Annotated in this window: 13 protein-coding genes; 5 read left to right on the top strand and 8 right to left on the bottom strand. The window is 61.6% G+C overall.

Annotated elements, in window-relative coordinates; all coding sequences use genetic code 11:
* Positions 1 to 5: 5 nt before the first annotated feature.
* The 7 genes from NCS58_RS26020 to catA form a co-directional block, all read right to left on the bottom strand.
* The gene (locus NCS58_RS26020) at positions 6 to 1,352 is read right to left on the bottom strand and encodes an MFS transporter (protein WP_061116291.1); all 1,347 of its coding nucleotides are present in this window, start codon (positions 1,350 to 1,352) and stop codon (positions 6 to 8) included.
* A 232-nt stretch (positions 1,353 to 1,584) separates the two neighbouring features.
* Entirely contained in the window at positions 1,585 to 1,980 is a 396-nt protein-coding gene (locus tag NCS58_RS26015) for a RidA family protein (RefSeq protein WP_061116517.1), read from the bottom strand.
* A gap of 20 nt (positions 1,981 to 2,000) precedes the next feature.
* A complete protein-coding gene (gene benD / locus NCS58_RS26010; RefSeq protein ID WP_061116290.1) occupies positions 2,001 to 2,777 on the bottom strand; it encodes a benzoate diol dehydrogenase BenD in 777 nt (258 codons plus the stop codon).
* Entirely contained in the window at positions 2,774 to 3,802 is a 1,029-nt protein-coding gene (gene benC, locus NCS58_RS26005) for a benzoate 1,2-dioxygenase electron transfer component BenC (RefSeq protein ID WP_061116289.1), read from the bottom strand. Before benC ends, benD begins: the two co-directional genes overlap by 4 nt.
* A gap of 35 nt (positions 3,803 to 3,837) precedes the next feature.
* Positions 3,838 to 4,326, bottom strand: a complete 489-nt coding sequence (gene benB / locus NCS58_RS26000; RefSeq protein WP_061116288.1) for a benzoate 1,2-dioxygenase small subunit — start codon at positions 4,324 to 4,326, stop codon at positions 3,838 to 3,840.
* Complete coding sequence (locus tag NCS58_RS25995; protein WP_061116287.1) at positions 4,323 to 5,681, bottom strand: Rieske 2Fe-2S domain-containing protein; 1,359 nt, start codon at positions 5,679 to 5,681, stop codon at positions 4,323 to 4,325. The genes benB and NCS58_RS25995 overlap by 4 nt, the downstream gene beginning before the upstream one ends.
* Before the next feature lie 115 nt (positions 5,682 to 5,796).
* A complete protein-coding gene (gene catA / locus NCS58_RS25990) occupies positions 5,797 to 6,732 on the bottom strand; it encodes a catechol 1,2-dioxygenase (RefSeq protein ID WP_061116286.1) in 936 nt (311 codons plus the stop codon).
* Between the two features lie 177 nt (positions 6,733 to 6,909).
* Between catA and NCS58_RS25985 the strand changes: the two genes are divergently transcribed.
* The 4 genes from NCS58_RS25985 to NCS58_RS25970 all read left to right on the top strand — a co-directional run bounded on the left by NCS58_RS25985 (position 6,910) and on the right by NCS58_RS25970 (position 10,601).
* Positions 6,910 to 7,833, top strand: coding sequence for a LysR family transcriptional regulator (locus tag NCS58_RS25985; RefSeq protein WP_061116285.1), 924 nt, complete (start codon positions 6,910 to 6,912; stop codon positions 7,831 to 7,833).
* A 105-nt stretch (positions 7,834 to 7,938) separates the two neighbouring features.
* Positions 7,939 to 9,066 carry a muconate/chloromuconate family cycloisomerase gene (locus NCS58_RS25980; RefSeq protein ID WP_061116284.1) on the top strand — a complete coding sequence of 376 codons (1,128 nt, stop codon included), beginning with the start codon at positions 7,939 to 7,941 and terminating at the stop codon, positions 9,064 to 9,066.
* A gap of 33 nt (positions 9,067 to 9,099) precedes the next feature.
* Positions 9,100 to 9,378 (top strand): muconolactone Delta-isomerase, encoded by a 279-nt coding sequence (gene catC, locus NCS58_RS25975; protein WP_061116283.1) that lies wholly within the window; start codon positions 9,100 to 9,102, stop codon positions 9,376 to 9,378.
* A gap of 17 nt (positions 9,379 to 9,395) precedes the next feature.
* The gene (locus NCS58_RS25970; protein WP_061116282.1) at positions 9,396 to 10,601 is read left to right on the top strand and encodes a benzoate/H(+) symporter BenE family transporter; all 1,206 of its coding nucleotides are present in this window, start codon (positions 9,396 to 9,398) and stop codon (positions 10,599 to 10,601) included.
* Positions 10,602 to 10,767: 166 nt separating this feature from the next.
* Here the strand turns inward: NCS58_RS25970 and NCS58_RS25965 are convergent, their stop codons facing one another.
* Positions 10,768 to 12,141 (bottom strand): amino acid permease, encoded by a 1,374-nt coding sequence (locus NCS58_RS25965; protein WP_061116281.1) that lies wholly within the window; start codon positions 12,139 to 12,141, stop codon positions 10,768 to 10,770.
* Between the two features lie 178 nt (positions 12,142 to 12,319).
* On the opposite strand from NCS58_RS25965, the gene NCS58_RS25960 reads away from it, so the two are divergent.
* Positions 12,320 to 12,793 carry an Lrp/AsnC family transcriptional regulator gene (locus NCS58_RS25960; RefSeq protein WP_061116280.1) on the top strand — a complete coding sequence of 158 codons (474 nt, stop codon included), beginning with the start codon at positions 12,320 to 12,322 and terminating at the stop codon, positions 12,791 to 12,793.
* The last annotated feature ends 14 nt before the right edge of the window (positions 12,794 to 12,807 follow it).

The following is a 12,807-nucleotide window of genomic DNA, read 5'->3' as shown; positions in this document are numbered from 1 at the left end:
GTGCGTCAAACCGGATCGGCCTGTGGCGCGACGGCCGGGCCAGCGTCGCGCCTGGAACGACGTGAATCGATCAGGCAGACCGCCAGCATCGCGATGACGCCGGGAATGGCAATGGCGACGAAGTTCTGCTGGAGCGGCAGCGCCCTGCTGACGAGAAAGCCGATCACAATGGGCGCGAGAATCGCGCCGCTGCGTCCGATGCCCGACGCCCAGCCGATGCCTGTCGATCGAATGGCCATCGGATAGAACTGTCCGGCAAACGCATAGGTGACGATCTGCGTGCCGATGGTCGAAGCGCCCGCGAGCCCGACCAGGACAAACAGCACGCCTGTCGGAACCTTCACGCCCAGCAAGCTGATGGAGATGGCCGCGAGCGCGTACATCGCGATGAGGACGTGCTTGATGTTGAAGCGGTCAGCGAGCCATCCGCCGCCAATCGCCCCGATCATCGCACCGAAGTTCAGGACGAGAACGAACGTGAGGGCCGAGCCGAGGCTGTGTCCGGCGCCCGCCATGAGTTTCGTCAGCCACGAACTCAGCGCGTAGACCATGAACAGGCACATGAAAAACGCGATCCACAACATGACCGTGCTCAGTCCGCGGCCCTCGGCAAAGAGCCTTGCGATCGTCGAACCGGGCGCGGCTTCGCGGTCGGAAAGCGAAAAGGTGTCGTCTTGCTGCGGCACGTAGGCGGGATTGACGCGCGCAAGAATGCTCTTCAGGCTTTCCGCGCGATTGTTTCGCACCAGGAACGCGAGCGATTCGGGCATGTACTTGAGAATCACCGGAGCAAGAAGCGCGGGCACGCCTGCGGCAATGAACACCGACTGCCAGCCGTAGCGCTCGATCATGCCCTTGCCGACGAGCGCCGCAAGCATGCCGCCGACGGAGTATCCGCTGAACATCAACGTCACCATGGTGCTGCGGATCTTGCGCGGAGAATACTCCGTCATCTGCGCCACGACGTTCGGCATGACACCGCCGATGCCGAGTCCCGCAAGGAAGCGCGCAACACCGAAGATCACGGGGTCCCGGGTCAGTCCCGCGGCGGCCGTGAAGACGCTGAACAGCACGAGACAAATGACGATTGCGGGCACCCGGCCGATCCGGTCGGCGATCGTTCCGAGGAACACCGCGCCGAGCATCATGCCGAGCAAGGCGGAGCTCACCATGAATCCGGCGCTCGTCGGCTGAATGCCCATGTCGCTCATGATCGATGGAAGCGCAATGCCGACGACCGCGAGATCGTATCCATCGAAAATGATGATGAGCGCGCACCAGAAAAGCAGTAGCAAATGAAATTTCGTGAACCGGGCATCGTCGCATAACTTCTGAACGTCGATAGGACGCATGGTTGTCTCCATTAATGTAGGACTTGCTTTGATTTCCGCGATTTTCTTTCTGGATTGATTCGACGGCTCGATGCACGCGCACGCGCGCTTCCCTTGCCGCACTGAAAGCGCAGCAAAAAGCCGGGGCTCACCGATGAATACCCGCGTTGACGTTCTTATCTGATACCAGCGTCCGTTCCCGGTCTGGTTTCCCGCTATGCGGCCGGGAATTGCGCGGCGTTCAGTTTCCTGACTAAGGCAATACCGCGACTGCCTTGATTTCGACGACATAACCCGCCGCGCCGCCCAGCATGTGCGCGCCGATGGCGGTCCACGCAGGCAGCGGATGCGTGTTCAGATAGCGGTCGCGCACCTGCATGAACAAAGGCAGATCGCGCATGTCCGTGTGGAAGGTGGTCACGTCGACGACATCGCTCAATGACGCCCCCGCCGCTTCCAGCACCCGCTTCAGATTCTCGAATGCCTGCACGATCTGCGCCTCGCGGCCTTCGACCAATTGCATGGCCGCATCACGACCGATCTGCCCGGACACGTAAATCGTGTTGCCGGCCTTGATCGCGGGCGCGTAGCGAATCTTTTCATAGACCGCTTCCATTCCCGCCGGAACGATAGCTTTGTGTTCACTCATGGCATGTGTCTCCTGCAGACTCAACCGTTATCGCCGCCGGCGACCGGCAATACCGCGCCGGTGATATAACTCGCTTCGTCCGAAGCGAGGAAGAGAATCGGTGCGACCTGTTCTTCGAGCGTGCCGTAGCGCTTGAAGAAGGTCGATTCGGTGACCTGCTTCACCGCTTCGCCCATCCAGATTTTTTCCTGCTCGCTATCGCCGCTCGCGTTGCGCGGGACGCGTCGCACAGGCGCTTCGGTGCCGCCCGGCGCGGCCGCGACCACGCGAATATTGCGCTCGCCGTATTCCATCGCCAATGCCTGCGTCATCGCGTTGACACCCCCCTTCGCGGCCGAATAGGGCACGCGTCGAATGCCGCGCGTGGCATTCGAAGACACGTTCACAATGGTTCCGCGACCACGCTCGAGCAGATACGGCAACACCGCGTGACAGGCGTAGAGCGTAGGCATGAGCGAGCGTCGGATTTCGGCGTCGATCTGCGCGGGCTCGAACTCGGCATATGGACGCATGCGGATCGCGCCGCCGACGCCGTTCACGAGAATATCGATGCCGCCGAATTTGCGCGCCGCGAAAGCCATCGCCGAGGCTGCGCCTTCATAGGTCTCGAGATCCGCGACGAAGCCTGCCGTCTCCGCGCCCGGCGCTTCGGCGGACACTTCGGATACGAAGTCCGCGCGATCGACGAACAGCACCTTCGCGCCCTCGGCGGCCGCACGCAGCGCCACGCCGCGTCCGATGCCCTGCGCCGCGCCGGTGACGATCATCACCTTGCCGGCAAATCGTTGTGTGCTCATGCGGTCACCGGCGCGGCGTTGGGAGTGAACTTCTCGTAGTGGAAGCTGTTGGGCTTCACCCCGTTGTCGTCGAAGTGCTTGCGCACTGCATCGACCATCGGAGGCGGACCGCACAGGTATACATCGACATCGCCGTCATTCAGCGATTCTGCGGGCATATGCTGCGTCACCCAGCCCTTGCGCGGATGATTCGAGTCCGCATCGGCGACGACGGTGCTGAACGTGAAGTTCGGCAGCTTCGCCGTGTACGCCTCGATCGCGTCGACCTGCACCAGATCGAGGTCGCGTGTCACGCCGTAGATCAGGTGAATCTTCTGCTGCGAGCCGGCGCGCGCGAGCACTTCGAGCATCGACAGGAACGGCGCGAGGCCCGTGCCGCCCGCGAGGAACAGAAGCGGCCGCTCGACGGCGCGCAGATAGAAGCTGCCGAGCGGTCCCGTCAACTCGACAGTGCTGCCCGCCCGCGCGGATTCGAGCCACGTACTCATCACGCCACCGGGTATCTTCTTGATGAGGAAGCTGATCTTCGTCTGCCCCGGCGCGGACGAGAACGAATACGAACGATGCTGACCACTGCCGGGCACGTCGATATTCACGTACTGGCCCGCCAGAAAAACAGGCGCGGGCGTGGCGGCATCGACGTCCAGTTCGAGCACGACGGCGGCATCGTTATGCGGCTCTATCTTCGTGACCGTCGCGGCGAACTTGCTTTGCGCGGTCTTGCATGCGGTGGACGAAGCCGGCACCGCAATCACGCAATCGCTCGACGGCACCATCTGGCAAGTGAGCACGAGACCGGTTTCCTTCTCGTCGTCGGAGAGCGCGTCTTCGATGTAGTCGTCGCCGAGATCGTAGCTGCCGCTTTCGGCGCGGCACTTGCAGGTGCCGCATACGCCGTCGGAGCAATCCATCGGCAGGTTGATCTTGGCGCGGAACGCGGCGTCGAGCACCTTCTCGCCCGCCTTGCATTCGACGAAACGCGTCACGCCGTCTTCGAAATTGAGTGCAATGTTGTAGCTGGACATGTTGCCTCCTACTTCGTGTCTCATCACCGGGGGCATCAGACGTGGTAGACGTCGAGCACCTGACGGATATAGTCGTTCTTAAGCACAATCTTCTTGTGCGCAATCAGCAGAATGTCGTCGGCCTTTCGCAGCGTCAGGAAAATCGTGCCGAAGAAATGGTCGGTGATCTTGTAGCGATGATTGAGCGTGTCGAAGTTGTAGCGCACGTCGACCTCGTTCTCGCGTTCGGCGAGCACTTCGACATTGGTGACGTTGTGGCTCGTGCGCGGCTCGGGCATGGATGCGCCGCTGCGCTCGGTCTTGATGCGAAACACGCGATCTTCGAGTCCGCCGCGATCCGGGTAATACATCAACGAGATCTGGCTCTCGTGATCGTCCGTGAGCTGATCGTCGTCGTCCCATGCGGGCATCCAGTACGTGACGTCTTCCGCATAGCAGCCCAGCCACTCGTCCCACTGACGGTCATCGAGCAGGCGCGCCTCGCGATACAGCGTCGCGCAGATTTTCTGGTAATCGAAGCTCATGCCAGTGCCTCCCCTTGTTCCTTCTTCAGGGCGTCACGCATCACGTTCACCCAGTATTCGTGCTGCACGACGAAAAGCCCTTCGTCCTCGCTGCGTTCGCCCGAAATGAGCGGCTTGATACCCATGTTCTTCGCGTTCTCGTCCGGACCGTGAACCCACAGCGGCGCACCACGCGAAAGGTCGTTCCACATGGCCGTGATGCCCGCATAACCCGACTGACATGCGCGGAACTCTTCGAGGTCGTCGCTCGTGCCCATGCCTGTCACGTTGAAGAAGTCTTCGTACTGGCGGACGCGCGTCGCGCGGTCCTCGGCGCTCTCGCCTTTCGGCGCGAAGCAGAAGATGCTGACTTCGGTCTTGTCGACACCGAGCGGCCGCACCACGCGAATCTGCGTGCTGAACTGATCCATCAGGAACACGTTCGGATAGAGGCACAGATTGCGCGTCTGATTGACGATGTAATCCGCCTGCACTTCGCCCACGCGCGCCTTGATCTCCTCGCGATGCTGGTAGACCGGCCGCACTTCCGGATTCATCGTCCGGGTCCACAAGAGGATGTGGCCATGATCGAAGCCATACACGCCCGCGACCGACTTGCTCCAGCTGTTGGCATCGACCGCTTTCGTGCCTTCGACCTTGCGGCGGCCCATCGTCGCGGCGTAGTTCCAGTGCACGGTGCTGACGTGATAGCCGTCGCAGCCGTTCTCCATCTGCATCTTCCAGTTGCCGTCGTAGATGTACGAGGAGTTGCCGCGCAGCACTTCGAGTCCGTTCGGCGCCTGATCGACGATCTGATCGATGATGACCTTCGTCTCGCCGAGGTAGTCTTCGAGCGGCATCGAATCCGCATTGAGGCTGCCGAACAGGAAACCGCGATAGCTCTGGAAACGCGGCACTTTTCGCAGATCATGCGAGCCGTGCGTGTTGAATTGAATCGGATACTCGGTGGTCTTTTCGTCCTTCACCTTCAGCAGCTTGCCGGTGTTGGAGAAGGTCCAGCCGTGGAACGGGCACGTGAAGCTGCCTTTGTTGCCATGCTTGCGACGGCACAGCATCGCGCCCTTGTGTGCGCAGGCGTTGATGACCGCGTGCAGTTCACCGGTCTTGTCGCGCGTGACGACCACGGGCTGGCGGCCGATCCACGTCGTGTAGTAATCGTTGTTGTTGGGGATCTGGCTTTCGTGCGCGAGATATACCCAGTTGCTCTCGAAGATGTGCTTCATCTCGAGTTCATAGAGATCGGCGTTCGTGAAGATATCGCGGCGGCAGCGGAATACGCCGCTTTCCTTGTCGTCCTGAACGGCCGTTTGCAGCAGTTCGTCGAGCTGACTGGCTTTGTCGGTGATGGCGGACATATGAGTTCTCCCTATGCGCGTTCCCGTGACGGAGCACATGCATCGGTGTCGAATGATTGGTGCAGAGATTCTGGCGGCGACAGAGTTGTCGCCGCTTCAGGCGCGCTTCGCGCTGTTACGCAGCGGCTGCGGCGCGCGGGCGATGGACGATCTGGTTGTCCTTGCCCTGCACAAGCGGCGTCAACTGAATGTCGAACACGATTTCCTTGTACGCGTCGGACTTGAGTCCCAGCGCCGTGCCGCCCGTCTTTTCGACGACATGCGGCACCAGTTCCTCGCGAGTCGCGTAAGCGAAGTCGTCCCAGATGAGCGGATCGCCTTCGATATTGATCTGCGTCGTCAGCTTGCGATGGTTCTCGCTGGTCGCGAAGAAGTGCACGTGTGCGGGACGATTGCCATGACGCGCAAGCGCGTTCAGCAGCTGCTGCGTCGCGCCGTGCGGCGGACAGCCGTAGCCCACGGGCATGAGCGTGCGGAATTCGTAGGTGCCATCGGCGCCCGTCCTGACCGCGCCGCGCAGGTTGAAGTCGCTCTGCGCACCGGTCGGGTCGAAGTGCGAATAGAAGCCCTTCGAGTTGGCGTGCCAGCATTCGACCACGGCATTCGCGACGGGCTTGCCGTTTGCGCCGGTGACGGTGCCGCGAATGATGAGCGGACCCGCGTCTGCATCGGGATCGAGGTCGATCTTCGACACGCCGTCGCGCACCGGCGCACCGGCGACATACAGCGGGCCTTCGATGGTGCGCGGCGTGCCGCCGTGGATATCGGCCTCGCGGTCCTCGGCATCCATGCGGATGTCCAGATACTTTTCCAGACCGAGGCCGGCGGCGAGCAGCGCAGCTTCGCCGTCCTGACCCAGCTTGTTGAAGTAAGTGACGCCAGCCCAGATTTCATCGGGCGTCATGTCGAGTTCGTCGATGGCCTTGAACAGGTCGCTCAACAGGCGATGCGTAATCTCTTTGGCGCGAGCGCTGCCGTCCTGACTCCCGAGATTGGCAGCGGCCTTCAACAGTTCCTGCACTTCCTTCGTATCGAACACTTCGATGCTCATGTCTGCTCCTGAATCTCGCAATTTTCTGGTGGGGTTAACCCTTGCTTCAGCACCGGTGTAGATATGCTCGGAAGGTATAGTCGGGTGTTGAAACAGAGCGTGAAGGCAGGATAATGGACCTAAAGAAGGCCAGTCCAACACTGATTTAGTATTGGGCCATATCCAGGAGGTATAGAGATGGAGCTGCGACATCTCCGCTATTTCGTAGCGGTGGCAGAAGAACGGAATTTCACGCGCGCCGCGCAGCGGCTGCATATCGCCCAGCCCCCTTTGAGCCGTCAGATACAGCAACTCGAAGAGACGCTAGGCGTGCAACTGTTCGAACGCAACTCGCGCCCGCTCAAGCTCACGGAGACGGGCAAGTTCTTCTATTCGCACGCGGTGCAGCTGCTCGCGCAGACCGCGGAGCTCGAATCGATGACGCGTCGCGTGGGCAATATCGAACGGAGTCTGTCGGTGGGTTTCGTGGGCTCGACCTTGTACGGGATGCTGCCGAAGATCATCCGGCGCTTTAGGGACGAGAACGCCACCGTCGAGCTCAGTCTTCACGAAATGTCGACGATGGACCAGATCCGCGCGCTCAAGGACGGCCGCATCGATGTGGGCTTCGGCCGCATTCGGCATGAGGATGCGAACATCCGCCGCGTGATTCTGCGCGAGGAGCAGATGATCGTCGCGCTGCCGGTCGGCCATCCGCTCTCGCTCGCGAAGCCCGTGCTGTCGCTGCGCGATCTCGTCAACGAGACGCTGATCATCTTCCCGAAGGCGCCGCGCCCCAGTTATGCGGATCAGGTGCTCTCCGCCTTCCAGGACCGCGCACTCGCGCCGCGCAAGATCTATGAAGTGCGCGAGTTGCAGATCGCGCTCGGGCTCGTCGCGGCGGGCGAAGGCATTTCCGTCGTGCCGAGCAGCGTCTACGGCCTGAAACGCGACGACGTGAGCTACAAGGAACTGGACGACCCGACGCTCGTGTCGCCCATCATCATGAGCATGCGCGCGCTCGACGAGTCGCGCGACATCAAGGAAATGCTCGAACTCATCTACCGGCTGTACGAGGAGGAGCGGATCGTCTATACGCCGCGCACAGATCGGGGGCGATGACGCGCGTCATACCTCGGGGGTATGGCACTAGACGTCAACGGTGTTGGACAGGCGGCAAACGGGCGCGCAATACTCCATCAACCCTTCCATTCCGACATTTCAGGTATGAACGCCCAAATAACTTCCGTCGAAGCGATCCTGGTTGACCTCCCGACCATTCGCGCGCATCAACTCGCAATGGCGACGATGCAGCACCAGACCCTCGTCATCGTCCGTCTGCGCACGAGCGACGGCATCGAGGGCCTTGGCGAAGCCACGACGATCGGCGGCCTGTCTTACGGCGATGAAAGTCCCGAAGGCATCAAGCTGACCATCGATACTTATCTCGCGCCGGCGCTCGTCGGACAGGATGCGACCAACATCAACGGCGCGATGCTCAGGCTGAACAAGGTCGCGCGCGGCAACCGCTTCGCGAAGTCCGCGATCGAAACCGCGCTGCTCGATGCGCAGGGCAAGCGCCTGAGCGTGCCGATAGCCGAACTGCTCGGCGGCGCGGTCCGCAAGACGCTGCCCGTGCTCTGGACGCTCGCGAGCGGCGATACCCAGCGCGATATCGAAGAAGCGCAAATGTTGCTGGCCGAACGTCGTCACAACACGTTCAAGCTGAAGATCGGCCGGCGCAGCGTTCGCGATGACGTCGCGCATGTAGCGAAGATCAAGGCCGCGCTCGGCGACCGCGCCAAGGTCACTGTCGATGTGAACCAGGCCTGGAGCGAAACCGATGCGGCGCTCGGCATCGAAGCGCTGGAAGCGGCCGGCATCGATCTCATCGAGCAGCCGACTCCGCGCGAGCAGCGCGGAGCGCTCGCGCGGCTCGCGGCGCGTTTCATCGTGCCGATCATGGCCGACGAAGCGGTGACGGGACCGGAAGACGCGCTCGAACTCGTGCGTCATGCATGCGCCGACGTGTTCGCGCTGAAGATCGCGAAGTCGGGCGGCATCTACGGGATGATGCGCACGGCCGCCATCGCCGATGCGGCGGGCGTGTCGCTTTACGGCGGCACGATGCTCGAAGGCAGCATCGGCTCGATTGCATCGGCGCATGGCTTCAGCGCGCTACCGCAACTCGCATGGGGCACCGAGCTGTTCGGGCCGCTGCTGTTGAAGGACGACATCGTCACGGCGCGCCCGCAATATCGCGACTTCGACCTGCACATGCCGGAAGGCCCGGGCCTCGGTCTGCAGATCGATGAAGAAAAGCTCGCGTTCTATCGCCGCGACAAACGCGCCTGAACGCTCACACTCAACACCTGATCCGAGGACGACATGCTTTATCTCGTAAGAATGGACGTACACCTGCCGCACGACATGCCCGCCGCGAAGGCCGATGAAATCAAGGCGCGCGAGAAGGAGTACTCTCAGGAACTGCAACGGCAAGGCAAATGGCAGCAGTTGCATCGCATCGTCGGCGAGTATGCGAACTACAGCGTCTTCGATGTCGATTCGCACGATGAACTGCACACCATCCTCTCGGGCCTGCCCTTGTTTGCGTATATGACGATGAAAGTGACCGCGCTCGCGCGTCATCCTTCGTCCATCCGCTGAATCGGCGAAAGGATTTCATGAAGCGCGACACGGAACCCGGTTTGATGTCGGCCGCGCCGAAGGGTAGCGGGTCCGTGGCGGCGGTGAGCGCCGGATTGCTTGCGGTCATCATCTCGTATGCGGGGCCGCTCGCGATCTTCTTTCAGGCCGCGCATACGGCGCATGTCGGCAACGATGTAATCGCGTCCTGGGTATGGTCCATTTCGATGGGCGCGGCCGTCTCGGGCATCGCATTGAGCTTGTGGCTGAAGCAGCCGATCATCACGGCCTGGTCCGCTCCCGGCACGGCTTTGCTCGTCACGCTGTTCCCCGGCATGCCGGTGAGCGAGGCGATCGGCGCGTATCTCGTCGCGGGGGCATGCATCTTCGTGCTCGGCGTGTCGAGGTGGTTCGACCAGATCGTCGAGCGCATACCGAAAGGCATCGCCTGCGCGATGATGGCGGGCATCCTGTTTCAGTTCGGCACCAGCCTGTTCAAGTCTGTTGCCGTCACGCCCTGGCTCGCGCTCGGCATGCTGGCGAGCTTCCTCGTTTTCCGCCGATGGGCGCCGCGCTATTGCCTGATTCTGGTTCTGGCATCCGGTGTCGCGCTGGCCGTGGCGCTCGGCCTGACGCATTTTTCGTCGGTCAGCTTCCATCTCACGCGCCCCGTATTCATGATGCCGACGTGGACCTGGCAGTCGGTCGTGAGTCTCGCGGTGCCGCTCGTCATCGTCAGTCTGACGGGTCAGTTCCTGCCCGGCTTCGCGATCTTGCGCGCCTCCGGTTATCACACGCCGACGCGGCCGGTCCTCATGACGACGAGCCTCGCGTCGATGCTGGTGGCGTTCTCGGGCGGCATCACGATCGTCATCGCGGCGATCACGGCGGCACTGTGCACCGGACCCGATGCGCATCGCGACCCGGCGCGCCGCTATGTCGCCGGGATCGCGAACGGACTCTTCTATCTCGTGGGCGGATGCATCGCCGGAACGGTCGTGATGCTGTTCGGCGCGCTGCCGAATGCGTTCGTTGCCGTGCTCGCGGGTCTTGCGTTGCTGGGTGCGATCGTGGCCAATGTCGTCGGGCTGGTGAAGGATGAGGCGCATCGCGAAGCGTCGTTCATTACGTTTCTCGCGACGGCTTCGAATATGAGTTTTCTGGGGCTGGGGTCGGCGTTCTGGGGCATTGTGTTGGGGACGCTCGCGCATTTGGTTCTCGGGAGCGCGAAAGAGAAGAGCTAGAGCCGTGTTAGGGATTGGCGGGTTCTTCGACGCGCTGCATGCGAAGTCTTCCTTCCCCGCATGCCGATTCACCTTACCCTGCCCGGCATGCGGCACGCGGCAGCCGGCGGCGAAAGGATCCGATCGCCGGGATAGGCTTCGATGTGTTCGAACATGACGGCCCCCTTCAAACGCGCGACAACGCCGCACTCGCGCGACGACGATTGCGAACGGCATACCCCACGCCCAGCACGACGAGCCAAACCGGAATCAGATACACCGAAATGCGCAAATCGGGAATCATGCACATCACCACGAGAATGCCGCCAAGGAACGCAAGACACAGATAGTTTGTAAGCGGATAGCCAAGGCTCTTGAACACCGTCGTCTCACCGGCACGCGCCTTCGCCCGGCGGAATTGCAGATGGATAAGACTGATCATCGCCCAGTTGATGATGAGCGCCGATACGACGAGGCCCATCAGCAACTCGAACGCCTTGCCGGGCATCAGGTAGTTGATGAGCACGCACGCGGCCGTCGCGATGGCGGAAACGCCGAGCGCGATCAGCGGAATGCCGCGCTTGTTCACCTTGAGCAGCGCGCGCGGCGCGTTGCCTTGCTGCGCGAGACCGTAGAGCATACGGCTGTTGCAGTACACGCCGCTGTTATAGACGGACAGCGCCGCCGTGAGCACCACCGCATTGAGCACATGCGCGACGAAGTTGCTGTTCATCGCATGAAAGATCAGCACGAACGGGCTGCCGCCCGTCACGACCTTCTGCCACGGATACAGCGAAAGCAACACGCCGAGCGCGCCCACGTAAAAAATCAGAATGCGGTAGATCAACTGATTGGTCGCGCGCGGAATGGTGTGCGTGGGGTCATCCGCTTCAGCCGCGGTGATGCCCACGAGCTCCAGCCCGCCGAACGAGAACATGATGACGGCCATCGCCATCACGAGACCGGAGACGCCGTTCGGGAAGAAGCCGCCATGACGCCACAGGTTCGTGACGCTCGCTTCCGGTCCCGCACTGCCCGAGACGAGCAGATAGCCGCCAAAGCCGATCATGCCGACGATCGCGACCACCTTCACGATCGCGAACCAGAACTCCAGCTCGCCATACGACTTCACGCTCGTGAGATTGATCGCGTTGATCAAGCAGAAACACACGAGCGCGGATACCCACGTCGGGATGCCCGGCCACCAGTACTGCACATAGATGCCGACGGCCGAAAGCTCGGCCATCGACACGAGAATGTAGAGCACCCAGTAATTCCAGCCCGACAGAAAGCCCGCGTATTGCCCGCAGTACTTGTCCGCGAAGTGGCTGAACGAACCCGCAACCGGCTCGTCGACGACCATCTCGCCGAGCTGACGCATGATGAAAAATGCGACGATGCCCGCGATCGCGTAGCCGAGCAACACCGACGGTCCCGCCGATTTGATCGTCTGCGCAATGCCGAGAAACAGCCCGGTCCCGATCGCGCCGCCCAGCGCGATCAGCTGAATGTGACGGTTCTTCAGGCCGCGCTTGAGCGTGCCTTTTCCCTCATGTGCCACGTGTCTCTCTCCTTGTGTGCTGCGGTGAATTCCGGACGCCTCCGACCTCGGACGTCCCCGCTCGATTTAGGGGAATCAGTGTAAATTTGTTACGCCACAATATGATTTCCTACGACGCGCAGACAAACCCTAGTTTCCGCATCCGGATTTCGTCATTGAGGATATAGGAGAAAGAAAATTGCAGACTATCGAGTTCGATCGTATCGACCTGCGTTTGCTCGGGATTCTGCAGTCTCGCGGCCGCATTTCCAATCTCGAGCTGGCGGAAGCGATCAATCTGTCGCCCGCGCAGACGCTGCGGCGTCATCGGAGGCTGGAGGAACTGAGCGTCATCAAGGGCTACGAGACGCGGCTCGATGCGCAGGTGCTCGGCTTCGGCGTGGTGGCCTTCATCCAGGTGACGATGGAGCGCGGCCACGTGCGCGATCTGGCGAAATTCAAGAGCGTCGTGGGCAAGCTCGCGGAGATACAGGAATGCTTCGCCGTGACCGGCGATATCGATTACATGCTGAAGGTGATCGCGCGGGACCTGAAGGGCCTGTCGGAGTTTCTGCTCGACACGCTGATGCGCATTCCCGGCGTGAGCGGTGTGAAGTCGAGCGTGTGTCTCGACGAATTGAAGTGCGTCAGCGCGGTGCCGCTGGATGCATAGTGCGGCCCGCGCTC

The organism is Caballeronia sp. INML3B (genome assembly GCF_023631305.1).
Classification (GTDB): domain Bacteria; phylum Pseudomonadota; class Gammaproteobacteria; order Burkholderiales; family Burkholderiaceae; genus Caballeronia; species Caballeronia turbans.
The sequence above is the reverse complement of the archived record's forward strand: the minus strand, read 5'-3'. Positions and strand labels throughout refer to the sequence as shown.

Excerpts from the sequence above, each read along its gene's own strand:
- benC (WP_061116289.1), bottom strand. The coding sequence starts at position 3,802 with ATGTCCAGCTACAACATTGCACTCAATTTCGAAGACGGCGTGACGCGT.
- benB (WP_061116288.1), bottom strand. The coding sequence starts at position 4,326 with ATGAGCTTCGATTACCAGAAAATCTGCGCGACGCTGTATCGCGAGGCG.
- NCS58_RS26020 (WP_061116291.1), bottom strand. The coding sequence starts at position 1,352 with ATGCGTCCTATCGACGTTCAGAAGTTATGCGACGATGCCCGGTTCACG.
- benD (WP_061116290.1), bottom strand. The coding sequence starts at position 2,777 with ATGAGCACACAACGATTTGCCGGCAAGGTGATGATCGTCACCGGCGCG.
- NCS58_RS25995 (WP_061116287.1), bottom strand. The coding sequence starts at position 5,681 with ATGTCCGCCATCACCGACAAAGCCAGTCAGCTCGACGAACTGCTGCAA.
- catA (WP_061116286.1), bottom strand. The coding sequence starts at position 6,732 with ATGAGCATCGAAGTGTTCGATACGAAGGAAGTGCAGGAACTGTTGAAG.
- NCS58_RS25980 (WP_061116284.1), top strand. The coding sequence starts at position 7,939 with ATGAACGCCCAAATAACTTCCGTCGAAGCGATCCTGGTTGACCTCCCG.
- NCS58_RS26015 (WP_061116517.1), bottom strand. The coding sequence starts at position 1,980 with ATGAGTGAACACAAAGCTATCGTTCCGGCGGGAATGGAAGCGGTCTAT.
- catC (WP_061116283.1), top strand. The coding sequence starts at position 9,100 with ATGCTTTATCTCGTAAGAATGGACGTACACCTGCCGCACGACATGCCC.
- NCS58_RS25970 (WP_061116282.1), top strand. The coding sequence starts at position 9,396 with ATGAAGCGCGACACGGAACCCGGTTTGATGTCGGCCGCGCCGAAGGGT.
- NCS58_RS25985 (WP_061116285.1), top strand. The coding sequence starts at position 6,910 with ATGGAGCTGCGACATCTCCGCTATTTCGTAGCGGTGGCAGAAGAACGG.